The 22,561-nt window shown below is 74.3% G+C and carries 21 protein-coding genes; 8 read left to right on the top strand and 13 right to left on the bottom strand.

Annotated elements, in window-relative coordinates:
• Nucleotides 1-233: 233 nt before the first annotated feature.
• From ACIA5F_RS01285 to paaA, 5 genes are read right to left on the bottom strand one after another with little or no spacing between them, the layout of a single operon-like run.
• Nucleotides 234-1,370, bottom strand: coding sequence for a 2Fe-2S iron-sulfur cluster-binding protein (locus ACIA5F_RS01285; RefSeq protein WP_399347831.1), 1,137 nt, complete (start codon nucleotides 1,368-1,370; stop codon nucleotides 234-236).
• Nucleotides 1,371-1,985 carry a 1,2-phenylacetyl-CoA epoxidase subunit PaaD gene (gene paaD / locus ACIA5F_RS01290; protein WP_399347833.1) on the bottom strand — a complete coding sequence of 205 codons (615 nt, stop codon included), beginning with the start codon at nucleotides 1,983-1,985 and terminating at the stop codon, nucleotides 1,371-1,373.
• Nucleotides 1,979-2,704, bottom strand: coding sequence for a 1,2-phenylacetyl-CoA epoxidase subunit PaaC (gene paaC, locus ACIA5F_RS01295; protein ID WP_399347835.1), 726 nt, complete (start codon nucleotides 2,702-2,704; stop codon nucleotides 1,979-1,981). Before paaC ends, paaD begins: the two co-directional genes overlap by 7 nt.
• On the bottom strand, nucleotides 2,701-2,985 hold the full coding sequence (gene paaB, locus ACIA5F_RS01300) for a 1,2-phenylacetyl-CoA epoxidase subunit PaaB (RefSeq protein ID WP_243331024.1): 285 nt from the start codon (nucleotides 2,983-2,985) through the stop codon (nucleotides 2,701-2,703). Before paaB ends, paaC begins: the two co-directional genes overlap by 4 nt.
• The gene (paaA, locus tag ACIA5F_RS01305) at nucleotides 2,982-4,061 is read right to left on the bottom strand and encodes a 1,2-phenylacetyl-CoA epoxidase subunit PaaA (protein WP_399348156.1); all 1,080 of its coding nucleotides are present in this window, start codon (nucleotides 4,059-4,061) and stop codon (nucleotides 2,982-2,984) included. Before paaA ends, paaB begins: the two co-directional genes overlap by 4 nt.
• A gap of 252 nt (nucleotides 4,062-4,313) precedes the next feature.
• Between paaA and ACIA5F_RS01310 the strand changes: the two genes are divergently transcribed.
• The 3 genes from ACIA5F_RS01310 to ACIA5F_RS01320 all read left to right on the top strand — a co-directional run bounded on the left by ACIA5F_RS01310 (nucleotide 4,314) and on the right by ACIA5F_RS01320 (nucleotide 7,611).
• Nucleotides 4,314-4,973 (top strand): DUF5819 family protein, encoded by a 660-nt coding sequence (locus ACIA5F_RS01310; RefSeq protein WP_399347837.1) that lies wholly within the window; start codon nucleotides 4,314-4,316, stop codon nucleotides 4,971-4,973.
• A gap of 158 nt (nucleotides 4,974-5,131) precedes the next feature.
• Nucleotides 5,132-6,376 (top strand): HTTM domain-containing protein, encoded by a 1,245-nt coding sequence (locus ACIA5F_RS01315; protein WP_399347839.1) that lies wholly within the window; start codon nucleotides 5,132-5,134, stop codon nucleotides 6,374-6,376.
• A gap of 446 nt (nucleotides 6,377-6,822) precedes the next feature.
• Entirely contained in the window at nucleotides 6,823-7,611 is a 789-nt protein-coding gene (locus ACIA5F_RS01320; protein ID WP_399347841.1) for a TrmH family RNA methyltransferase, read from the top strand.
• A 45-nt stretch (nucleotides 7,612-7,656) separates the two neighbouring features.
• Here the strand turns inward: ACIA5F_RS01320 and paaN are convergent, their stop codons facing one another.
• Nucleotides 7,657-9,354 carry a phenylacetic acid degradation protein PaaN gene (paaN, locus tag ACIA5F_RS01325; protein WP_399347843.1) on the bottom strand — a complete coding sequence of 566 codons (1,698 nt, stop codon included), beginning with the start codon at nucleotides 9,352-9,354 and terminating at the stop codon, nucleotides 7,657-7,659.
• 123 nt (nucleotides 9,355-9,477) lie between these two features.
• Here paaN and ACIA5F_RS01330 point away from each other — a divergent pair, with 123 nt between their 5' ends.
• Both ACIA5F_RS01330 and ACIA5F_RS01335 read left to right on the top strand, forming a co-directional pair.
• Nucleotides 9,478-10,998 carry a 3-hydroxyacyl-CoA dehydrogenase gene (locus ACIA5F_RS01330; RefSeq protein WP_399347845.1) on the top strand — a complete coding sequence of 507 codons (1,521 nt, stop codon included), beginning with the start codon at nucleotides 9,478-9,480 and terminating at the stop codon, nucleotides 10,996-10,998.
• Entirely contained in the window at nucleotides 10,995-11,582 is a 588-nt protein-coding gene (locus ACIA5F_RS01335) for a TetR/AcrR family transcriptional regulator (RefSeq protein WP_399347847.1), read from the top strand. The genes ACIA5F_RS01330 and ACIA5F_RS01335 overlap by 4 nt, the downstream gene beginning before the upstream one ends.
• Before the next feature lie 83 nt (nucleotides 11,583-11,665).
• On the opposite strand, the gene ACIA5F_RS01340 is transcribed toward ACIA5F_RS01335, so the two are convergent.
• On the bottom strand, nucleotides 11,666-12,280 hold the full coding sequence (locus tag ACIA5F_RS01340; RefSeq protein ID WP_399348158.1) for an Lrp/AsnC family transcriptional regulator: 615 nt from the start codon (nucleotides 12,278-12,280) through the stop codon (nucleotides 11,666-11,668).
• 121 nt (nucleotides 12,281-12,401) lie between these two features.
• On the opposite strand from ACIA5F_RS01340, the gene pdhA reads away from it, so the two are divergent.
• Genes pdhA through ACIA5F_RS01355 form a run of 3 tightly spaced genes read left to right on the top strand, consistent with a single transcriptional unit; the run spans nucleotide 12,402 to nucleotide 15,930 of the window.
• Nucleotides 12,402-13,535: a pyruvate dehydrogenase (acetyl-transferring) E1 component subunit alpha gene (gene pdhA / locus ACIA5F_RS01345; protein WP_399347849.1), complete on the top strand. Its 1,134-nt coding sequence runs from the start codon at nucleotides 12,402-12,404 to the stop codon at nucleotides 13,533-13,535.
• Nucleotides 13,532-14,542, top strand: a complete 1,011-nt coding sequence (locus ACIA5F_RS01350) for an alpha-ketoacid dehydrogenase subunit beta (RefSeq protein WP_399347851.1) — start codon at nucleotides 13,532-13,534, stop codon at nucleotides 14,540-14,542. Before pdhA ends, ACIA5F_RS01350 begins: the two co-directional genes overlap by 4 nt.
• Entirely contained in the window at nucleotides 14,542-15,930 is a 1,389-nt protein-coding gene (locus tag ACIA5F_RS01355) for a dihydrolipoamide acetyltransferase family protein (protein ID WP_399347853.1), read from the top strand. Before ACIA5F_RS01350 ends, ACIA5F_RS01355 begins: the two co-directional genes overlap by 1 nt.
• Before the next feature lie 194 nt (nucleotides 15,931-16,124).
• Here the strand turns inward: ACIA5F_RS01355 and ACIA5F_RS01360 are convergent, their stop codons facing one another.
• From ACIA5F_RS01360 to ACIA5F_RS01385, 6 genes are all read right to left on the bottom strand, one after another.
• The gene (locus ACIA5F_RS01360; RefSeq protein ID WP_399347855.1) at nucleotides 16,125-17,102 is read right to left on the bottom strand and encodes an NAD(P)H-quinone oxidoreductase; all 978 of its coding nucleotides are present in this window, start codon (nucleotides 17,100-17,102) and stop codon (nucleotides 16,125-16,127) included.
• 118 nt (nucleotides 17,103-17,220) lie between these two features.
• Nucleotides 17,221-18,321, bottom strand: coding sequence for a potassium channel family protein (locus tag ACIA5F_RS01365; RefSeq protein ID WP_399347857.1), 1,101 nt, complete (start codon nucleotides 18,319-18,321; stop codon nucleotides 17,221-17,223).
• On the bottom strand, nucleotides 18,309-19,748 hold the full coding sequence (locus tag ACIA5F_RS01370) for a molybdopterin molybdotransferase MoeA (protein WP_399347859.1): 1,440 nt from the start codon (nucleotides 19,746-19,748) through the stop codon (nucleotides 18,309-18,311). The genes ACIA5F_RS01365 and ACIA5F_RS01370 overlap by 13 nt, the downstream gene beginning before the upstream one ends.
• On the bottom strand, nucleotides 19,745-20,674 hold the full coding sequence (locus ACIA5F_RS01375) for an NTP transferase domain-containing protein (protein ID WP_399347861.1): 930 nt from the start codon (nucleotides 20,672-20,674) through the stop codon (nucleotides 19,745-19,747). Before ACIA5F_RS01375 ends, ACIA5F_RS01370 begins: the two co-directional genes overlap by 4 nt.
• Before the next feature lie 172 nt (nucleotides 20,675-20,846).
• Nucleotides 20,847-21,389, bottom strand: a complete 543-nt coding sequence (locus ACIA5F_RS01380; RefSeq protein WP_399347863.1) for a bacterial proteasome activator family protein — start codon at nucleotides 21,387-21,389, stop codon at nucleotides 20,847-20,849.
• A 531-nt stretch (nucleotides 21,390-21,920) separates the two neighbouring features.
• Complete coding sequence (locus tag ACIA5F_RS01385; protein ID WP_399347865.1) at nucleotides 21,921-22,148, bottom strand: hypothetical protein; 228 nt, start codon at nucleotides 22,146-22,148, stop codon at nucleotides 21,921-21,923.
• Nucleotides 22,149-22,561: the final 413 nt, after the last annotated feature.

Genomic DNA, 22,561 nt, shown 5'->3' on the forward strand with positions numbered 1-22,561 from the left:
CCTGCCCGGGTCCCGGACAGGGCCCCGACCTGTTCTGATTCTGACGGTGCGTCAAGATAGAGCAGGTTCCCGGAAGGGGACAGACGGAGACCAGGACAGGGGACGGATCAGGGGCGGAAACGGGGATGGACCAGGGTGGTCCGGCGGCCGGGTCCAGCGGCCGAGATACGAGGTCGGGGTCTGCGGGCGGGGTTCGGCAGTCGTGTCCGACAGTCGCGTCCGGCGGGCGGGGTTCAGCGGTCGAAGTCGATCTCCACGTCCTCCGTCACCGCGTGCGACTGGCAGGCCAGCACGAACCCCGCCTCGGTCTCCTCCGACTCCAGGGCGAAGTTCCGGTCCATCCGGACCTCGCCCGTCACCAGGAACGCCCGGCAGGTGCCGCAGACGCCGCCCTTGCAGGCGTACGGGGCGTCGGCGCGGCTCCGGAGCACCGCGTCCAGCAGGGATTCGCCGTCCCGTACCGGCCAGGTGCCGGAGCGGCCGTCGAGCCGGGCGGTGACCCGCCGGGACGCGGCGCCCGCAGGAGCCGCCGCGGGGACGCGCGGTGCGGCGTCCTCGACGTGGAAGATCTCCTCGTGCACCCGGGTCCGGGACACGCCCAGGGCGCCGAGCGCCCGCTGCGCGCCCTGCACCAGGCCGTAGGGCCCGCACAGGAACCATCCCGTCACCCGGCTGACCGGCAGCAGCGCGGGCAGCAGTTCCGTCAGCCGCTCCTCGTCCAGCCGCCCGGAGGGCAGCCCGGCCTCCTGCTCCTCCCGGGACAGGACCGTCACCAGCTGGAACCGGTCCGGCCAGCGGTTCTTGAGGTCGGCGACCTCCTCCAGGAACATCGTCGACGCCGCCGTGCGGTCGCTGCGGACGAGGCAGAACCGGGCATCGGGCCGGGCGGCCAGCAGGCTCGCGACGATGGAGAGCACCGGGGTGATCCCGCTGCCGCCGACGATCGCCGTGTAGTGCCCGCCCGCCGGGGCGGCGGAGGGTTCCAGGACGAACCGTCCGGCCGGGACCATCACGTCCAGGACGTCCCCGGCGGCGATCTCCTTGTGCGCGAAGGTGGAGAACTCCCCGCCCTCCACCAGCCGGACCCCGACCCGCAACAGCTCCGGGCCCGGCCCGTCCGGCGCCGGGGCGGGGGAACAGATCGAGTAGGTGCGCCGGGTTCCGGTGGACCCGGGGGCCTTCCTGCGCAGGGTGAGGTGCTGGCCGGGGGCGTGCCGGTACTCGGCGCGCAGCTCCTCGGGGACCCGCAGGGTCAGGGCCACCGAGTCGTCGGTGAGCCGGTCGACCGCTGCCACCGTCAGGGGGTGGAACGCGCCGTGCCGCGCGGAGCGCACGGGCGCGGACGGCACGGACGGCGGGGACACGGCCATCTACAACTCCTTGAAGTGGTCGAACGGTTCACGGCAGTCGGTGCAGCGGCGCAGCGCCTTGCACGCGGTGGAGGAGAACCGGCTGAGCAGTTCGGTCGCGGTCGATCCGCAGTGGGGGCAGCGGACCGACAGGGTGAGCGCGACGGGTCCGTCCGCCGCGTGCGGGCGCGGCGGGGCGATGCCGAACGCGGCGAGCTTGCGGCGGCCCTCGGCGCTGATGTCGTCGGTCGACCAGGCGGGCGCGAGCACGGTGCGCACCCGGACCTCCGGTATGCCGTGGTCGGTCAGGACGCGGACGATGTCGGCGGACATGGCCTCGATGGCCGGGCAGCCGGTGTAGGTGGGGGTGAGGACGACTTCGGCGTGGCCGTCCTCGTGCATCCGCACCCCGCGCATCACGCCCAGCTCGGCGAGGCTGAGGACGGGCAGTTCGGGGTCGGGGACGGAGCCGGCGAGTTCGGCGAGCTCCGCCTCCAGCCGGGTCGTGCTGCCCCCGGCCGGGGGCCCGGTGGTGGCCTCCGCGTCCGTGGCGCCGCGGCCCGTGGGGGAGCCGGTGGCACGGCCGGTGGAGGCGTCGGCTCCGGGGGCTGGGGAGGCGCTGGTGCCGGTCACCATGATGCCCCCGGGTGGCTGCGGTGCAGGTGCTGCATCTCGGCGAGCAGCAGGCCGAACGGCTCGGTGTGCAGGCCCTGGCGCCCGGCGCCCGCCGCCCAGGCCCCGGTGCGCGGCCCCTCGGGCAGCGCGAGCCCGGCCCGCTCCAGTACGGCTTCCAGCGCGGCCAGCCAGCGCGTCTCCAGCGCGGGCCAGTCCACCCCGTCGACCCCTTCCACCGGCTGGAACAGTTCTCCGGTGTACTTCCAGAGGCCGTCCAGGGCGGCCTGGGTGCGGCGCCGGCTCTCCTGCGTGCCGTCTCCGAGCCGCAGGGTCCACTGTTCGGCGTGGTCGCGGTGGTAGGCGGTCTCCTTGACCGCCTTGGCCGCCAGCGGCCCGAACGGGCCTTCCCCGGCGGCCAGGTCGCCGTAGAGCTCGTGCTGGTAGAGGGAGAAGAAGAGCTGGCGGACGATGGTGTGGGCGAAGTCGCCGTTCGGCTGTTCGACGAGCTGGAGGTTGCGGAAGGACCGTTCCTCGCGCAGGAACGCCAGCTCGTCCTCGTCCCCGGTCATCGAGAGCAGGATGCGGGCCTGGCCGAGCAGGTCGAGGGCGATGTTGGCGAGGGCGACCTCCTCCTCCAGGACGGGGGCGTGGCCCGCCCATTCGCCGAGGCGGTGGGAGAGGATCAGCGCGTCGTCCCCGAGGGCCAGCGCGGCCGTACGCGGTGTTCCGGTGCTGGTCACAGGTGCTGCACTCCCTCGGGGATCTCGTAGAAGGTGGGGTGCCGGTAGGGCTTGTCGGCGGAGGGGGCGAAGAACGGGTCCCGCTCGTCGGGCGAGGAGGCGGTGATCTCGGTGGAGGGGACCACCCAGATCGAGATGCCCTCACCGCGCCGGGTGTAGAGGTCGCGGGCGTTGCGCAGGGCCATCTCCGCGTCGGGCGCGTGGAGGCTTCCCGCGTGTGTGTGCGAGAGGCCGCGCCGCGAGCGGACGAACACCTCCCACAGGGGCCAGTTCTGCGTCATGCCCGTGCCTCCTCGTTCTCCGCGCCGGCCGGTGCCGGGGTCGTGGCCGTGCCCGTGGCCGCCGGTATGTCCGCCCCGGACGGGCCGCCGGAGTGTTTCGCGGCATACGCCGCAGCCGCCTCGCGCACCCACGCGCCCTTCTCGTGGGCCGTGCGCCGCTGGTTGATCCGCTGTTCGTTGCACGGGCCGTTGCCCTTGAGCACCTCCCAGAACTCCGTCCAGTCGAGCGCGCCGAAGTCGTGGTGCCCGCGCTCCTCGTTCCACCTCAGCTCCGGGTCGGGCAGGGTCAGGCCCAGGGCCTTCGCCTGCGGTACGGCGATGTCCACGAAGCGCTGGCGCAGGTCGTCGTTGGAGTGGCGCTTGATCCGCCAGGCCATCGACTGGGCCGAGTGCGACGAGGCGTCGTCCGGGGGGCCGAACATCATCAGCGAGGGCCACCACCAGCGGTCGACCGCGTCCTGCGCCATCGCGTGCTGGGCCTCGGTGCCCCGGGAGAGGGCGAGGAGGAGCTCGTACCCCTGGCGCTGGTGGAAGGACTCCTCCTTGCAGATGCGGACCATGGCGCGGGCGTAAGGGCCGTAGGAGCAGCGGCACAGCGGCACCTGGTTGGTGATCGCCGCGCCGTCCACGAGCCAGCCGATCGCGCCCACGTCGGCCCAGGTCAGGGTGGGGTAGTTGAAGATCGAGGAGTACCTCTGCTTCCCCGCGTGGAGCTTGTCGAGCAGCTCGTCGCGGCTGGTGCCGAGGGTCTCGGCGGCGCTGTAGAGGTAGAGGCCGTGGCCCGCCTCGTCCTGGACCTTGGCCATCAGGATCGCCTTGCGGCGCAGCGAGGGCGCGCGGGTGATCCAGTTGGCCTCGGGCTGCATGCCGATGATCTCGGAGTGGGCGTGCTGGGCCATCTGGCGGACGAGCGAGGCGCGGTACTCCTCCGGCATCCAGTCGCGCGGCTCCACGCGCTCGTCGGCCGCCACCGCCGCGTCGAAGGCGGCGAGCAGTTGCGCGCCGAGCCCGGACCCGCGCTCCGCCGCGCCGGTCACCGTGCGCCCCGCCGTGGCGCCCGGGACGGTGCTCGTCATGCCGTTCGCCGTCGTATCCGTCGCGGTACCCGTCGCGCCGTTCGTCATGGCGCGGCTCGCGGCCGTATCCGTCCCGAGGGCCATCTCCTGCCCCGTCCCCGGGGTCACTGCTGTCATCCCGGCCCCCTGTCAGAGTCCGCCGTCCGCCCGACCGACCGATCGTTCGGTTCATCCGCTTCAATGGTGGGACGACGGCCCGTAGGGTGTCAACCTCTGTGGTCAACCCTGTGGATACCGGAGGATCGGGGCGGGATGGATTCCAACGAGCACGAGCCCGCGGAAGGAGCCGTTCCACCACCCCGGGCACCCGGAATCGCGGGCCTGTCCACCCCGTACCGCGTGGTCACCGCCCTGGCGCTCGGTGTCGTCGCCGTCGCCACCTGCACGCACCTGGCGTTCGTCTTCCTCCACGTGGCCCCGTCCAACACGGTGAGCAAGCAGTACGCGCGGACGGTCGACGGCTGGATCTACCCCGAGTTCGAACAGAACTGGAAGCTCTTCGCCCCCAACCCGCTCCAGCAGAACATCGCGGTTCAGGTGCGCGCGGAGGTGCGCGACACCGGCGGTGAGCCGGTCACCACCGGCTGGCGCGACCTGTCCGAGGAGGACGGCGCGGCCATCCGGCACAGCCTGCTGCCGAGCCACACGGAACAGAACCAGCTGCGCCGGGCCTGGGACTTCTTCACCGGCTCCCACGACGAGGACGGCAAGCCGGACGGCGAGCGGGGCGAGCTGTCCGAGGAGTACCTGCGGCGGATCGCGGTGGCCCGGCTCGCCGAGGACCACCGCGGCGCGCACCTCCTGCGGATTCAGCTGCGCTCGGCGACGACGGCGGTGGCGGCGCCGGAGTGGAGCACGGAGAAGACCGACACCCGGACGTACTACCGGGAGCTGCCGTGGTGGAGGGCGTGAGCCGGGTGACGGGCGTGGGGGGTGCGGCGGGTACGTCGGGAGCGGCCAGTACGACGGGTGGGTCGAATGAGCCCGGTGTGGTTGGAGTGGCTGGAGCGGTGGGTGAGTCCCGCGTAACGAAAGTGCCCGGTGCGTCGGGGACGGCCGGTGCGGGGCGCGTGCGGCGGGCGCGTGCGGCGGCCGGGCGGGGGCTGGCGAAGATCACCGGGCAGGCGCTGGGCCCGTACCAGAGCGCCGTCATCCGTATCGGTTTCGCCGGGACCTGGCTCTTCTTCCTGCTGCGGGAGATCCCGAACCGCCACGAGATGTACGGGCCGGACGGGCCGTGGAGCTGGAGTCTGGCGGAGCGGCTGATCGCCTCGAACCGGGCGTTCACGGTGCTGATGTGGTCGGACTCGGCGCTGTGGTTCGAGACGGTCTACGCGGTCTCCGTGCTGGCGAGCGCGGCGCTGCTGCTGGGCTGGCGGACGCGGGCGATGTCCGTGGTGTTCATGGTCGGGGTGCTGTCGCTGCAGAACCGCAGCGTGTTCATGGGGGACGGCGGGGACAACGTCATCCACCTGATGGCGATCTACCTGGTGCTGACGCGGTGCGCGCAGGTGTGGTCGCTGGACGCGCGCCGGGCCGCCCGTCCCCGTGCGCGCGCCCTTGCCGGTGGCGGAGCGGGTACGGGGGCGAGCGCGGGCGGGTCGGCGAGTGAGGGCGGTGCCGCAGGGCCGGTGCTGTGGGGCGTGCTGGGCGCGGTGTTCGCGTACGGGGCGGTGACCGGGCGGTTCAGCTACGGCTGGCTGGCGGCCCTCGCGGCGGTGTGGGTGGTCCTCGGGCTGTGGTGGACCGTCGACCGGTACGACCCGCGGGGCGAGGGGCGGGCGGTCCTGGACGTACTGGCCAACCTGCTGCACAACGCGGGGATGCTCGTGATCATGGCGGAGGTCTGCCTGATCTACGCGACGGCCGGCTGGTACAAGATCCAGGGGTCGCGGTGGCAGGACGGGACGGCGCTGTACTACCCCCTGGGGCTGGACTACTTCACCCCGTGGCCGGGGCTGTCGGCGCTGGTGGCGGGCAGCGGGACGCTGGTGATGCTGCTGTCGTACGGGACGGTCGCGGTGCAGGTGGCATTCCCGTTCACGCTGTTCAACCGGCGGATCAAGAACGTGCTGCTGGGCTTGATGATGCTGGAGCACGTGGGGATCGCGGTGCTGCTGGGGCTGCCGTTCTTCTCGCTGGCGATGATCGCCGCCGACGCGGTCTTTCTGCCGACGGTGTTCCTGGTCTGGCTGGGGGCGCGGGTGGCGGGGCTTCGGCCGGGGCGTGCCGCCGGGGCCGCCGGGGCGGTGGGGGCGGTGGGGGATGCCGGGGCCGGGGTGGCTCCGGCGCGGCCCGTGCCGGGTCCGCGCTGACGGTCCGGGGGGTACGGGGCCCTGCCGGGCGGGGCCGCGAAGGCCGGGGCGGCGGCTGCGCCCGGCCTCGCGGGGCTCCGCCCCGCACCCCGCGCCTCAAACGCCGGCGGGGCTGGATGGAGGCGGGGGACGACAGGGGCTCCGCCCCAGGTCCCGGGTCTCAAGCGCCGGCGGGGCTGGACGGGGGCGGCGGGGGCGGAAGGCGGCGATGGGGCGGGGCCGTGCCGCGCTCTGCCCGGGCTGCGCCCCCTGCCCGACACAGAGCCGGGCGGGCTGCGCCCCACCTGCACCCGCCCCGCCCGAGGAGCGGTCGGGGCTGGACAGGGGCTCCGCCCGGGCCCTGCACCGTGCCCCGCCCGAGGAGCGGGCCGGTACGGGGGCTTCGCCCAGGCCGTGCCGGGCCCGGTGGGGCGGGGCCCGGTGGGGCGGGTCGTAGGGTCGGGGGTATGAGCGAGCCTGGGTGTGGGGACGAGACGGTGCGGCGGTGGCGGGAAGCCGCCGGGCGGGAGGATCTTGTCCTGCTGGACGGGTTCCACGCGCTCAAGCACGCCCTGCGCTTCGGGGCGCACGTCCACCTCGCCGTCGCCGACGACCCGGCGGCCGTGCGCGGGCTCGCGGCCGAGCTGGCTCCGGACGTCGAGGCGGACGTGGTCCGGCTCGTCGCCGGGGCACCGCTGCGGACGCTGCTCCCCCGGGTCCATCCCACCGGGGTCGCGGCCCTCGCCCTGCGGCCCGACCGCGCGGCCGGACGCGAGGCGCTGGGGCGGATGCCGCGGCCCGCGCCCGTCGTCGTGCTCGACAACCCCCGCAACCTCGGCAACCTCGGAGCCGTCGTCCGCCTCGCCGCCGGGTTCGGGGCCACCGGAGTCGTGACCCGGGGCGATCTCGACCCCTGGCACCCCAACGTGGTCCGGGCCGGGGCCGGGCTGCACTACGCCACCACCGTGGACCGGCTGGAGCTGGAAGAACTGCCCCCCGGGCCGCTCTACGCGCTCGACCCCGAGGGCGAGGACATCCGTACCCTCACCCTTCCGGACGACGCCCTGCTCGCCTTCGGCTCCGAACGCCACGGCATCTCGCCCGAGCTGCGGGCCCGCGCCGACCACCTGGTGTCCCTGCCGATGCGCCCGCAGGTCTCCAGCTACAACCTGGCCACCAGCGTGGCCATGACCCTCTTCCACTGGGGAGGCCCGCAGCCCGCCCCGGCCGTGACGGACCGAGCCGGGACGGACTGAGCAGGGCCGGACTGAGCAGGGCCGGGGCCGGACGCCGCCCGGGTGCTACGCCTGGCGGCGGACCTCCACCACCCGGAAGCGGTTCGCGACGAACGCGGCGTCGCACAGGGCCGCGTTCGCCGCCGGGTTGCCGCCCGAGCCGTGGAAGTCCGAGAACGCGGCGGTCTGGTTGACGAAGACCCCGCCCGTGAGGTTCAGGGAGAGCTGCGCGGACTCCTCCAGGCAGACCTCCTCGACGGCCCGCTCGGTGTCGGCGGACGTGGTGTACGCGCCCACCGTCATCGCGCCCTTCTCCCGCACCGTGCGCCGCAGCAGCTCCAGCGCGTCCGCCGTGGAGTCGACGGCCACCGCGAAGGCCACCGGGCCGAAGCACTCGGAGAGGTAGGGGGCCTCCGGGTCCGGCTTGGCGGCGTCGAGCTTGACCAGGACCGGCGTGCGCACCACCGCGTCCGGGAACTCCGGGTTGAGGACCTCGCGGGAGGCGAGCGCCACCTCGCCCAGCCCGGCCGCCGCCTCCAGCCGCGCCCTGACCTCCGGGTTGACCAGCGCGCCCAGCAGCGCGTTGGCCCGCGCGTCGTCGCCCAGCAGGCCACCGACCGAGGCGGCGAGGTCCGCGACGACCTCGTCGTACGTCTTGTGCCCGGCGTCGGTCGCGATGCCGTCGCGCGGGATCAGCAGGTTCTGCGGGGTGGTGCACATCTGCCCGCTGTAGAGGGAGAGGGAGAAGGCCAGGTTGGACAGCATCCCCTTGTAGTTGTCCGTGGAGTCCAGGACGACGGTGTTGACGCCCGCCTTCTCCGTGTAGACCTGCGCCTGGCGGGCGTGGGTCTCCAGCCACTCCCCGAAGGCGGTGGACCCGGTGTAGTCGATCAGCCTGATCTCGGGGCGCACCGCGAGGGACTTGGCGATGCCCTCGCCGGGCCGCTCGGTCGCCAGCGCCACCAGGTTCGGGTCGAAGCCCGCCTCCGAGAGCACCTCCCGGGCCACCCGCACGGTCAGCGCGAGCGGCAGCACGGCGCGCGGGTGAGGCTTGACCAGCACCGCGTTGCCCGTGGCCAGCGAGGCGAAGAGCCCCGGGTAGCCGTTCCAGGTGGGGAAGGTGTTGCAGCCGATCACCAGGGCGATGCCGCGCGGGACCGGGGTGAAGGTCTTGCCGAGCTCCAGCGGCTCCTTCTTGCCCTGGGGCTTGGACCAGTGGGCCTGCCCGGGGACCCGGGTCTGCTCCGCGTACGCGTACGCGACGGCCTCCAGGCCGCGGTCCTGCGCGTGCGGGCCGCCCGCCTGGAACGCCATCATGAACGCCTGGCCGCTGGTGTGCATGACCGCGTGCGCGAACTCGTGCGTCCGCGCGCCGATCCGGGCCAGGATCTCGATACAGACCAGGGCCCGCGTCTCGGGCCCGGCGTCCCGCCAGGCGCCCATGCCGGCCCGCATCGCGGGCAGCAGGACGTCCGGGTCCACGTGCGGGTACTCGACGCCCAGTTCGGGGCCGTACGGGGAGACCTCCCCGCCGGTCCAGCCGTCGGTGCCGGGCTGTCCCAGCTCCAGCCGGGTGCCGCGGACGGCTTCGAAGGCGGCGAGCCCCTCGGCCGGGGCGTTCTCGCCGTACGCCTTGGGGTGTTCGGGGTGCGGGGACCAGTAGGCGCGGCTGCGGATGGCCGCCAGTGCCTGGTCCAGGGTGGGCCGGTGCCGGTCCGACAGCTGGGCTGCGGACAGTGCGGCGGTGGACAGGTCGGCGGTCATCGGGACCAACTCCTCGGTGAGCCGGGCGGAGAAGAGCAGACTGGAGTTAGAGTAACCGAACGATCGGTCGGGACAAGAGGGCCCGGCGGGCCTGTGGACAAGTCGGTGCGGGAGGATCTGGGCATGACAGCAATCGAGCGGTCCAGCACTGTGGCGGTCGTCGGCGCCGGCACCATGGGGCAGGGCATCGCCCAGGTCGCCCTTCTCGCGGGTCACCCCGTGCTGATCTACGACATCGACGGGGATCTCGCCCGTGACGGCCGTGACCGGGTGCGGGAGCGCGTCGAGCGGCTGGTCGTCAAGGGCCGCCTCGGCCGCGCCGAGGCCGACGGGGCGATCGGCCGGATCGAAGCGGCCCACGACCTCGCGGCCCTGGCCGGCGCGGGTCTGGTGGTCGAGGCGGTCGTCGAGGACGCCGCCGTCAAGCGTGCGCTCTTCGCCTCCCTCGAAGAGGTGGTTTCGCCGGACGCGCTGCTGGCCACCAACACCTCCTCCCTCTCCGTCACCGAGATCGCCGCCGGTCTCGCGCACCCCGGCCGCTTCCTCGGCCTGCACTTCTTCAACCCGGCCCCGCTGCTCCCTCTCGTCGAGGTGGTCAGCGGCTCCGCCACCGACCCGGCCGCCGCCGAGAGCGCGTACCGCACCGCCTTGAGCTGGGGGAAGACGCCGGTCCGCTGCGCGGACACCCCCGGGTTCATCGTCAACCGGATCGCCCGCCCCTTCTACGCCGAAGCCTTCGCGGTGTACGAGGAGCAGGGCGCCGACCCGGCCACCATCGACGCCGTGCTCCGCGAGAGCGGCGGCTTCGCGATGGGCCCGTTCGCCCTGACCGACCTGATCGGGCAGGACGTCAACGAGGCCGTCACCCGCTCCGTCTGGGAGTCCTTCTTCCGGAGCCCGAAGTTCACGCCGTCCCTCGCGCAGCGCCGCCTGGTCCAGTCCGGCCGTCTCGGCCGCAAGTCGGGGCAGGGCTGGTTCCCGTACGGCCGGTCCGGCCCGGATGCCGTGGAGCCGCTGCCGCACACGGCCGCCCCCGAGAAGGCCCCGGAGAAGGTCACCTTCGTCGGTGACCTCGGGCCCGCCGCCGCCTTGGCCGAGCTGGCGCGGGAGGCCGGGATCGAGGTCGGCGCCACCGAGCACGGGGGCCCGTACGTCCTGCTGCCCGGTGAGGGGCAGCTGGTGCTGGCGGACGGCAAGACCTCCGTGGAGTTCACGGACGTCGTCTACTTCGACCTCGCCTTCGACTACCGCGACGCCACCCGGATCGCGCTCTCCGTCAGCGCGGACACGAGCGAACGGACCCTCGCCGAGGCCGTCGGCCTCTTCCAGAAGCTCGGCAAGAAGGTCTCCGTCATCGGCGACGTGCCCGGCATGATCGTCGCCCGGACCGTGGCGATGCTGATCGACCTCGCGGCGGACGCCGTCGCCCGCGGGGTGGCCGACGCGCGGGACATCGACACCGCGATGCGGCTGGGCGTCAACTACCCGGCCGGCCCCTTGGCGTGGCACGAGCGGCTCGGCCAGGACTGGGCCTACGACCTGCTGCACCACCTCGACCAGCGGTGTCCCGGCGGCCGGTACGCGCCCTCGCTGGCGCTCTTCCGGCTCGGCTACGCCGCGGGCGACGAGGGGCAGGCCGGATGAGCACCGCCAAACGGGACACGTACACGCCCGAGAGCCTGCTCTCCGTCGCCGTCCAGGTCTTCAACGAGCGCGGCTACGACGGCACCTCCATGGAGCACCTCTCCAAGGCCGCGGGCATCTCGAAGTCCTCGATCTACCACCACGTCACGGGCAAGGAGGAGCTGCTGCGCCGGGCCGTCAGCCGCGCCCTCGACGGGCTCTTCGCCGTCCTGGAGGAGCCGGGGGCGGTCCAGGGCCGGGCGGTCGAGCGCGTCGAGCACGTGACCCGGCGCACGGTCGAGGTGCTGGTGCGCGAACTGCCTTACGTGACGCTGATGCTGCGGGTCCGGGGCAACACCCGGACCGAGCGCTGGGCCCTGGAGCGCCGCCGCGAGTTCGACCACCGGGTCGCCGACCTCCTCAAGGCCGCCGCGGCCGAGGGCGACCTCCGCGCGGACGTGGACATCAGGCTCGCCACCCGGCTGCTGTTCGGCATGGTGAACTCGCTGGTCGAGTGGTACCGCCCGCACCCGGGCACCAGCCACGAACAGCTCGCCGACATGGTGGTCCGGATGGCCCTCGACGGGCTCCGCACCGCCCCGTGAGGCCCCGGCGTCACCGGCCGGTGAAGCGCCGCGCCACCGCCCCGTGAGGCCCCTGACGGCCTGGGCGGCGCGCCCCTGACGGCCTAATCCTCCGGGCCGGGGACCGGCTCCCGGGGCGGGGACGGGTCCAGCAGATCCGTTTCCTCGAACACCAGCAGGGTGCGGGTGGAGAGGACCTCCGGGATGGACTGGAGGCGGGTCAGGACCAGTTCGCGCAGGGTCCGGTTGTCGGGGGTGTGGACCAGCAGGAGGACATCGAAGTCCCCGCTGACCAGGGCGATGTGGGCGGCGCCCGGGAGCTCGCGCAGCTGTTCGCGGACCGTGCGCCAGGAGTTCTGGACGATCTTCAGGGTGATGTACGCGGAGGCGCCCTGGCCCGCGCGCTCGTGGTCGACGCGCGCCGTGAAGCCGCGGATCACCCCGTCGTCGATCAGCCGGTTGATCCGGGCGTAGGCATTGGCCCGGCTGACATGGACCTGTTCGGCGACCGACCGTATCGACGCCCGGCCGTCCGCCTGGAGCAGCCGCATGATCGACCGGTCGATCGGGTCCAGGGTGCGGTGCGGCGCCGCCGGGGCCCCGGCGGCGCCGCCCGGCGCGGCCGGGGGGGGGCGGGGGGGGGGCCGGGGGGGGGCGGGCGGGGAGCCCGGCCTTCCTCTCCTGGACGTCCTGCCCCCATCCCACGGCCCCGGCGCCACTTTGTCCACAGCCTGGAGCCGCCTGTAGCCAAATTGCGCGGACAACCGAACAATCGGTAGGTGAGGCGCCTCACATCCGGGGCACTCCCCGCCCGCTTCCCACGAGGAGGTGTACGCCGCCATGACGGTCCAAGAGCTGCCCGGTGCCGGTGCGTCCCACCGTCTTGCCCCGCCCGCCTGGAGGCCCCGTACGGAGGCCGCCCCGCTGCTGCCGGACGCCGAGCCGTACCGGGTGCTGGGCACACCGGCGGCGGCCCGGCTCGACCCCGCGCTGATGCGCCGCTGCTACGCCGAGCTGGTGCGTGGCCGCCGCTACAACGCGCAGGCCACCGCGCTGACCCGGCAGGGCCGTCTCGCCGTGTACCCCTCCACCGTCGGGCAGGAGGCGTGCGAGATCGCCGCCGCGCTGGTCCTCCAGGAGCAGGACTGGCTCTTCCCGAGCTACCGCGACACCCTCGCGGCCGTGGCGCGCGGACTCGACCCCGTACAGGCCCTCACCCTGCTGCGCGGCGACTGGCACACCGGTTACGACCCCCGGGAACACCGGATAGCCCCGCTGTCCACCCCGCTCGCCACCCAGCTGCCGCACGCGGTGGGCCTGGCGCACGCGGCCCGGCTGCGCGGGGACGACGTCGTCGCCCTCGCCATGGTCGGCGACGGCGGCACCAGTGAGGGCGACTTCCACGAGGCGCTGAACTTCGCCGCCGTCTGGCGGGCCCCGGTGGTCTTCCTGGTGCAGAACAACGGCTTCGCGATATCGGTCCCGCTGGCCAAGCAGACCGCCGCCCCCTCGCTGGCCCACAAGGCCGTCGGGTACGGGATACCGGGCCGGCTGGTCGACGGCAACGACGTCGCGGCGGTGCACGAGGTGCTCGCCGAGGCCGTCCACCGGGCCCGTACCGGCGGCGGCCCGACCCTGGTCGAGGCGGTCACGTACCGGATCGAGGCCCACACCAACGCGGACGACGCGACCCGCTACCGGGGCGACGCCGAGGTCGAGGCGTGGAAGGCGCACGACCCGGTGGAGCTGCTGGAGCGCGAGCTGACCACGCGCGGGCTGCTCGACGAGGCGGGCGTCCAGGAGGCGCGCGAGGCGGCCGAGGAGATGGCCGCGGCGCTGCGCGAGGCGATGAACGCGGAGCCGGTGCTGAACCCGATGGACCTCTTCGCGCACGTGTACGCGGAGCAGACCGGGCAGCTGCGCCAGCAGGCGGAGCTGCTCCGTGCGGAGCTGGAAGCGGAGGACGGGGCATGACCACGGTGGCGGCGCGGCCGGCGGCGAAGCCGGCCACGATGGCCCAGGCGCTGGGCCGGGCCCTGCGCGACTCCATGGCCGAGGACCCCACGGTCCACGTCATGGGCGAGGACGTCGGGGCGCTGGGCGGGGTCTTCCGGATCACGGACGGCCTCGCGAAGGAGTTCGGCGAGGACCGCTGTACGGACACCCCGCTCGCGGAGGCCGGCATCCTGGGCGCCGCGGTGGGCATGGCCATGTACGGGCTGCGGCCGGTGGTGGAGATGCAGTTCGACGCCTTCGCCTACCCGGCCTTCGAGCAGCTGATCTCGCACGTCGCGAAGATGCGCAACCGGACCCGGGGCGCGATGCCGCTGCCGATCACCATCCGGGTGCCGTACGGCGGCGGGATCGGCGGGGTGGAGCACCACAGCGACTCCTCCGAGGCGTACTACATGGCGACGCCCGGACTGCACGTGGTGACCCCGGCGACGGTCGAGGACGCGTACGGGCTGCTGCGCGCGTCCATCGCGAGCGACGACCCGGTGGTCTTCCTGGAGCCGAAGCGGCTGTACTGGTCGAAGGCCGACTGGTCGCCGCGGTCCCCGGCGGCGGTGCCGGGCATCGGGAAGGCGCTGGTCCGGCGGACCGGCACGAGCGCGACGCTGATCACGTACGGCCCTTCGCTGCCGGTCTGCCTGGAGGCGGCCGAGGCGGCGTGCGAGGAGGGCTGGGACCTGGAGGTCGTGGACCTGCGCTCGCTCGTCCCGTTCGACGAGGAGACGGTCACGGCCTCGGTACGCCGCACCGGGCGCGCGGTGGTCGTCCACGAGGCCGGCGGTTTCGGCGGGCCGGGCGCGGAGATCGTCGCCCGGGTCACGGAGCGGTGCTTCCACCACCTGGAGGCGCCGGTGCTGCGGGTGACCGGGTTCGACATCCCGTACCCGCCGCCGATGCTGGAGAAGCACCATCTGCCCGGGGTGGACCGCATCCTGGACACCGTGGCGCGTCTGCAGTGGGAGAACTGATGCCGCAGGTCATGGAGTTCAAACTGCCCGACCTCGGTGAGGGGCTGACCGAGGCGGAGATCGTCCGCTGGCTGGTGGCGGTGGGTGACGTCGTCGTCGTGGACCAGCCGGTGGTCGAGGTCGAGACGGCGAAGGCCATGGTCGAGGTGCCGTGCCCGTACGGCGGTGTGGTCACCGCGCGGTTCGGGGAGGAGGGGACGGAGCTTCCGGTGGGGGCGCCGCTGATCACCGTGGCGGTGGGCGCGGGCACCGCGGAGTCGGCCGGGGTTGCCGCAACGGCTCCGGACGCGGCCGTTCCCGAGCCCGGGCCCGCCTCCTCCGAGCCCGCCTCCTCCGGGTCCGGGAACGTCCTGGTCGGCTACGGGACGGACCACTCCCGGCCGACGCGGAGGCGGCGCATCCGGCCGGTCGCCGCGCCGGTCACGGCGCGGGTCGAGGCCCTGGCCCCGGCCGTCCCGGCCCCGCCCGTTCCTGCGGCGGCGGTGCCCGCCCGTACCGGGCCGGTGGCGGTGATCTCGCCGCTGGTGCGGAAGCTGGCCCGGGACCACGGGATCGACCTGCGCGGGCTGCGCGGGTCCGGGCCCGAGGGCCTGATCCTGCGCGCGGACGTCGAGACGGCGCTGCGGGCACCCGCCCCGCCCGCCGTACCCGCCGCCTCCCCCGCCACGGCTTCCGTCACGGCCGTCGCCGCACCGGAGGGGGCCACCCGGATTCCGCTCAAGGGGCTGCGCGGGGTCGTCGCCGACAAGCTGTCGCGCAGCAGGCGCGAGATCCCGGACGCCACCTGCTGGGTGGACGCCGACGCCACCGAGCTGATGGCGGCGCGGGCCGCCATGAACGCCGTGGGCGGGCCGAAGATCTCGGTGCTCGCGCTGCTGGCCCGGATCTGCACGGCCGCGCTGGCCCGTCACCCGGAGCTCAACTCCACCGTGGACCTGGCGGCCAACGAGATCGTCCGGCTCCCGGCCGTGCACCTGGGGTTCGCGGCGCAGACCGAGCGCGGGCTGATGGTCCCGGTGGTCCGGGACGCCCAGCACCGCAGCCCCGAATCGCTGTCGGCCGAGTTCGCCCGTCTGACCGAGCTGGCGAGGGCGGGCAGGCTCGCCCCGTCCGACCTCACGGGCGGGACCTTCACCCTGAACAACTACGGGGTGTTCGGGGTGGACGGCTCCACGCCGATCATCAACCACCCCGAGGCGGCCATGCTCGGCGTGGGACGGATCGTCCCCCGGCCCTGGGTCCACCAGGGTGAGCTGGCCGTCCGTCAGGTGGTCCAGCTCTCGCTGACCTTCGACCACCGCGTCTGCGACGGCGGCACGGCGGGCGGCTTCCTGCGGTACGTGGCCGACTGCGTCGAATCCCCGGCGGTGCTGCTGCGCAGCCTGTGACGGGACTCCGGGACTCCGGGACTCCGGGACTCCGGGGCGCCCCGGACTTCGCAGCCGGGTCCGGTCCGGGGTCCGGTCCGGGGTCCGGCGGGAACCAGGGAACGGGGCCTCACGGGGGTGGGCCCGGTCCGTGGCGGCGCCGCCCGCCGCCACGGCCGAGGGGGCTCACCCCCTCCCCGGCCGGTGGCGGCGGCTCACGCGGTCAGCAGCAGCTTGCCCACGTGCGTGCTCGACTCCATGACCCGGTGAGCCTCCGCTGCCTGGGCCATGGGGTACGTGGCGTGCACCACCGGTCGCACCCGCCCCGCCGCCACCAGGGGCCACACGTGCTCGCGTACCGCCGCCACGATGGCGGCCTTCTCCTCCAGCGGCCGGGCCCGCAGCGAGGTGGCGGTGATCGCCGCCCGCTTGGCCAGGAGCGCGCCCAGGTTCAGTTCGGCCTTGATCCCGCCCTGGAGCCCGATCACCGCGAGCCGCCCGTTGACGGCCAGGGCGTCCAGGTTCCGCGCGAGGTACTTGGCACCCACGATGTCCAGGATCACGTCCGCCCCGGCTCCGCCCGTCGCGGCCCGCAGCTCCGTGACGAAGTCCTGTTCGCGGTAGTCGATCAGGATGTCCGCGCCGAGTTCCGCGCAGCGCGCCAGTTTCCCGGGGCCGCCCGCCGTCACCGCCACCGTCGCGCCCACCGCCTTCGCCAGCTGGATCGCGATCGTCCCGATGCCGCTCGACCCGCCGTGCACCAGCAGGGTTTCGCCGGGACGCAGCCCGGCCACCATGAAGACGTTCGACCACACGGTGCAGACGACCTCCGGCAGGGACGCCGCCGTCACCAGGTCCACGCCCGCCGGGACCGGCAGCAGCTGTCCCGCCGGGACGGCCACCCGCTCGGCGTACCCGCCGCCGCCCAGCAGGGCGCACACCTCGTCGCCCACCGACCAGCCGGCCACCCCCGGACCGACCGCGGTGATCCGTCCGGAACACTCCAGTCCCGGGTAGGGGGAGGCGCCGGGCGGGGGGTCGTAGAACCCCTGCCGCTGGAGGAGGTCGGCGCGGTTCACGGCGCTCGCCGCGACCTCGACCAGGACCTCTCCCTCGCCCGCCACCGGGTCGGGTACGTCGCTCCAGACCAGGGCCTCGGGGCCGCCGGGCTGCTCGATGGTGATGGCATGCATGGCCCGGAGGCTACGCGAACGAGCCACCCGGACCCAGCACCCCCGGACCCAGCATCCGCGACCCCGCCCGGTGGGGCCCGCCCGGCCTCCGCCGCTGCCCGCCCTCTGTCCGTCCGGCTTACTCGGCCGGGCCCAGCGTCACCGGGGGCGAGGTCGGCGGCACGGCGCGGACGATGGTGATGACACGGTCCGTCAGCTGCAGCGGGCTCGCGCTCGGGTCGTGGTACGGCAGCAGCCGGTGCCCTCGGAGCACGCTCACCACCAGGTCGTCGGTCTCCCGCACCGACTTGCCGACCTCGGAGCGGTTCACGGGCCGCTCGATGAGATCGAGGCCGCTGCCCTGCTGGATCAGGTCCTCCATCACGGTGCCCGCGCTCGGGCTGAGCACCGAGAGCCCCAGCAGCCGGCCGGCCGCGCTCGCGCTCGTGATGACCGCGTCCGCGCCCGACTGGCGCAGCAGCGGCGCGTTCTCCTCCTCGCGTACCGCCGCGACGATCTTCGCCCCGCGGTTCAGCTGCCGCGCCGTCAGCGTGACCAGTACCGCCGTGTCGTCCCGCTGGGTGGCGATGACGACCTGACGGGCCTTCTGGAGCTCGGCGCGGAGCAGTACGTCGGAGCGGGTGGCATCGCCGACCACGCCCGTGAACCCCTCCGCGTTGGCGATGTCGATCACCTTGGCGCTGGGGTCCACGATGACGACCTGCTCCTTGGGCAGCCCGGTGGCCAGCAGCGTCTGCAGGGCCGACCGGCCCTTGGTGCCGAAACCGACGACGACGGTGTGCTCACGCAAGTTCTTCCTCCAGCGGCTCAGCCGCCACTCTTCCCTGGTGCGCTCGGTGAGGACTTCCAGGGTGGTACCGACCAGGATGATCAGGAACAGCACCCGCAACGGTGTGATCAGCAGGACGTTGACCAGCCGCGCGCTGTCGCTGTGCGGGACGATGTCTCCGTATCCGGTGGTCGACAGGGTCACGGTCGCGTAGTAGACGCAGTCGAGGAGATCGACCTCGTCGTTGGCGTTGTCGTGATATCCGGCGCGGTCGAGCCAGACGATCAGGACGGTCAGGCAGAGCACGAACAGCGCCATCAGCAGCCGTTTGGTGACCTGGAGGAGCGGTTTCTCGACGATGCGCTTGGGCAGCTTGATGCGCCGGGAGACGAGTTTCTCGTCGGCGCCTCGCGCCATGGCGTCCTGGCCGTGGAGTTTCACGTGAAACATCCTCCCGCAGCCCAGGGCAGATCGAGGATTTCCAGCTCCTTCCCGGACGGGGCGCCCTGGGGCGGGACGACGGCCAGCGCGTCGGCGGCGGCCACCCCGCGCAGCATCGCGGGCCCGTGGTAGCGCAGCGGCACCGCGTGCTCGTCGGTCAGCAGGACGGGGACCAGCCGGGTGTCGTACGGGTGGCCCGGTACGTCGCCCTGCACCGCCGCCGTGTACCGGGGGCGACGGCGTCGGCCGGCGAGGGCGCGCACCAGGGGGTCGACGAGGGTCAGCAGCCCCGAGACGGCGGCGAGGGGGTTGCCGGGCAGCCCCACCAGGTGCCGGACTCCTTCGCCGGAGCCCGTCGCGGCGCCGAGGCGGGCCAGCAGCATCGGGTGCCCGGGCCGGACGGAGACCCCGTCGACCAGCAGTTCGGCGCCCGCCGCCCGCAGGACGGGGTGGACGTGGTCTACGGGTCCGGCGGCGGTGCCTCCGGTGGTGATGACGAGGTCGGCGGTGGAGGTGGTGACGGCCTCCAGCAGGGCGTCGGCCCCGGCGGGGTCGTCGCCGAGCCGCCGGATGCCGGTGACCTCGGCGCCGAGCCGGGTGAGCCAGGGGCCGAGCATGGGGCCGAGGGCGTCCCGGATCAGGCCGTCGTGCGGGCGGCCCCCCGAGAGCAGTTCGTCGCCGAGGACGAGGATCTCCACGCGGGGCCGGGGCCGGGTGGTCAGCTCGTCGTACCCGGCGGCGGCGGCGAGGCCGAGCACGGCCGGGGTGACCAGGGAGCCGCTGGGCAGCAGCAGGTCGCCGGAGCGGCACTCCTGGCCGCGCGGGCGGATGTCCTGGCCGGTGGGGACGGGCCGGTCGGCGTGGAGCTGGGTGCCCGCCGTACGGGAGTGCTCGCTGCGGATCACGGCGGTGGTGCCGACGGGGACCCGCGCCCCGGTGGCGATCCGTACGGCCTCGCCGTCCGCGAGGGGCTCGGGCGGTTCGTGCCCGGCCAGGACCCCGTCCCCGGCGCGGACGGTCCAGGGGCCGGGTCCGGCGACGGCCCAGCCGTCCATGGCCGAGCTGTCGAAGGACGGCAGGTCGGTGAGGGCGTCCAGGGGCTCGGCCAGGACTTCGCCGAGGGTGTCGGCGAGGACGGCCCGGTGGGTGCGGGCGGGGGCCCTGGCCCCGGCGCGGGTAGCGGTCTCCCGGGCCGGGGACCAGCCCGTGGCGCGGTGGCCGCCGCTGCTGTCGGGACGGCGGCTGACCAGGGCCAGGGCCTCCTCCACCGCCTGCTCGGTGGTGGCCGCCGGACGCGGGGCCGGGCCGCCGGACGCGGTTCCGGCGACGGGGGTGACGGCCGCGCGGGCGCTGTCCGAAGTGGGGCCGGCCGGGGTGGGGCCGGCCGCGCCGGTCAGCGCCTCGTCCAAGGCGTGATCGGCGTCGGTGGGGATCACCGGGGGCCGCTCTCATCGGGTCCGGCGGCCTGGGCGCCGGCGTCGGCCCCGGACGGGACGGCCGCGTCGGCCGGGGCCCCGGACTCCGCCTCGGCCGCCCAGCGCAGCGCCAGCTCGGCGGCCTTGCGGGAGGCGTCGGCGACGGCCCGCGCCGGATCGGCGCCGGTGGCGGCGGCCTGGGCGGCGGCGTAGCCGACCAGGAAGGTGGTCAGCGGCGCGGCGGGACGGGCGACGCCGTGGGCGGCGTCACGGGCGAGGTCGAGCAGGATCGTGGTGTCGACGGCGACGTCGATGCCCAGCTCGTTCTTGACGGTCGTGATCCATTGGTCCAGCACTGTTCCATGCTCCCTGATCCGGGCCCGGGCGGCAGCGAGATCGTCCCAGGTGTCGCAGTCGAAGGAGGCCAGCGGCGCGGCAACCGTCAACTTGGCCAGGTCGAGCCCAGCGGTGAGCGTGCGCAACGGCAGTCCGGAGAGACTCCCGTGCGCGGCGGTGAGCAGGGCGAGTTCCCTGCGCAGGGCCCCGGCCCGATAGGCGGCCACCAGCGGCTGGTCCCGCCCGGCGGGGTCGCGCAGCAGCGTGCCGTCCATGCCGTCCGTGCCGTTCACGTCCAGGAGGGTTCGTACGGTCTCCCGGTCCAGGAACGGCAGGTCCGCGGAGAGGACGAGGACCCGCCCGGCCGAGGTCTGCCGCAGCCCGGCCTCCAGCGCGGCGACGGGGCCGCCGCCGGGCGGGTCCTCGCGGGTCCAGCGCACCGGCCGCGCCGTGGCCCGGGGGTCGCCGACCACGACGGTCTCCCGGGCGTCCGCGCAGGCGTCGAGCACCCGGTCGAGCAGGGCCCGGCCGCCGACGCGCAGGCCGGGCTTGTCCGCACCGCCGAGACGCCGCGCGGCGCCCCCGGCCAGGACGATCGCGTCGAAGGTCATGCCCCGAGTATGCGGGGCCCCGGCCCGGGGGCGGGGCCCTTCCGGCTCGCGCCGGGCCCCCGCCCACGGGCCGGAACAGGGGCGGGGCCCCGATGCCCGAAAGCACCGGGGCCCCGCCCCTGTTCGTGTCCTGTCCCGCCGCCGAAGGCCAGAGGCCACCGAAGGCCGGAGGCTAGAGGTACGGGCCGGAGCGGATCGCGCCGTGGCCGCCGTCCTCGTCGTCCTCGTCGTGGGAGAGGCCGGGCGGGAGCGCGCGACGCATCTGCTCCAACTGGGCACGTGCCGCCATCTGCTGGGCGAACAGCGCCGTCTGGATGCCGTGGAAGAGCCCTTCCAGCCAGCCGACCAACTGGGCCTGCGCGATGCGCAGCTCCGCCTCGGAGGGGATCGCCTCCTCGGTGAACGGCAGGGAGAGCCGCTCCAGTTCCTCGACCAGCTCCGGTGCGAGCCCGTCCTCCAGCTCCTTCACCGACGCGGCGTGAATGTCCTTGAGCCGGACCCTGCTGGCCTCGTCGAGAGGCGCGGCGCGTACCTCTTCCAGGAGTTGCTTGATCATGCTTCCGATCCGCATGACCTTGGCGGGCTGTTCGACCATCTCCGTCACCGGGACCTCGCGCGACTCGTCATCGGCGCCGCCGACCGCCATCCCGTCCTGTCCCACGATCAGGACGTGCGGGGGGCTGTCCTGCGACCGTTCACTCCTCGGCATCTCCATGCCGTCATTGTCTCGCACACCTTCGTCCTCCCACGGTGTGCCCCCGCACGGGCGTGATCCACCCTGTACGGGGGCTCCGGTGCGACCGTGCGGCCGGAACCCGGGCCGTGGCCAGCGCGGAGCGCGCCGGGCCGGGACCCCGCCGGAGCGGGTGACCACGGCGTCCCGCAGCGCGAGGCGCGGGAGACGGCGAGCACGCCCTTGGCGTTGATCTCCTTGACCATGTTTCACGTGAAACCATCGCCGCCGGCCTTGACGAGGGAGCTGTCCGTGCGTGGTGTGGACCTTGGCGCTGCCGAGGCCGATCCTGACGGACTCGGCGCCGGCCGGAATCGCGGACCTGACGTGGTCCGGGACCGCCTCGGGCGGCTCCTGCGAGGAGTGCCCGCCGACCGGCGCGTGGGCGTGGCCCTCGGGGTGCTGGTGGACGGGGCCGCCGGTGTCCGCGGGGCTGAGCGAGGCCGTCGGCACCGCCGATCTCCCGGTCCAGTTTCTGCGCGGCAACCACCTCCGGGGACCTGGCGGAACCAGTCAGAGCCCTCGCCGCAGCCGCACTCCGAGGTAGCCCAGGCCCAGCCCCATCAGGGCGCATCCCGTGCCGAGCGCCAGGATGTGCGCGGCCAGGTCGGCGGAGCGCTCGCGTCCACCGGCGCCGATCGCGCCGACCGTCTTCGGCGGGCTCGGCGCCGTCCGGGGCGGTACGGGTACGGGGCCGTCGGAGGGGACGGCCGGGAGACCGGCCCCGGGGTCGGAACCCACGTCGGAACCCGGGTCGGTTCCGGTGCGGGGGCGGGCCGGGCGGGCCGGAGGAGCGGGCGCTTCCGGTCCCACCGGTCCTACCGGCAGCCCGGGCCCCACAGGTCCCACGGGCGGTGGCCGGACGGCGGCGGGTGCCTGCGGCTCCTCCGGGTCGTCGACCGCGGCCTCCGGATCGGCGGGCTCGGTCACGGGCCGCCCAGGACGTTCCCGCCCGACCCCGGCGGCGCTCCCGGCCAGCTCCTCATACCCCTCTTCCGGCGCGGCGGAAGAGGGCGCATACGCGGGACCGTAGGCGGTAACAGGAGGGGAATCGGACGCGGAACCAGGCGGGTGAACGGGCGCGGAGTCAGACGCGGGCGTGGGCCTGGGACGCGCGGGGACGACGACGGCGGGCCCGGAGAGCGGGACCGGCA

The organism is Streptomyces sp. NPDC051567 (genome assembly GCF_044454165.1).
In the GTDB taxonomy this organism is placed as follows: Bacteria; Actinomycetota; Actinomycetes; order Streptomycetales; family Streptomycetaceae; genus Streptomyces.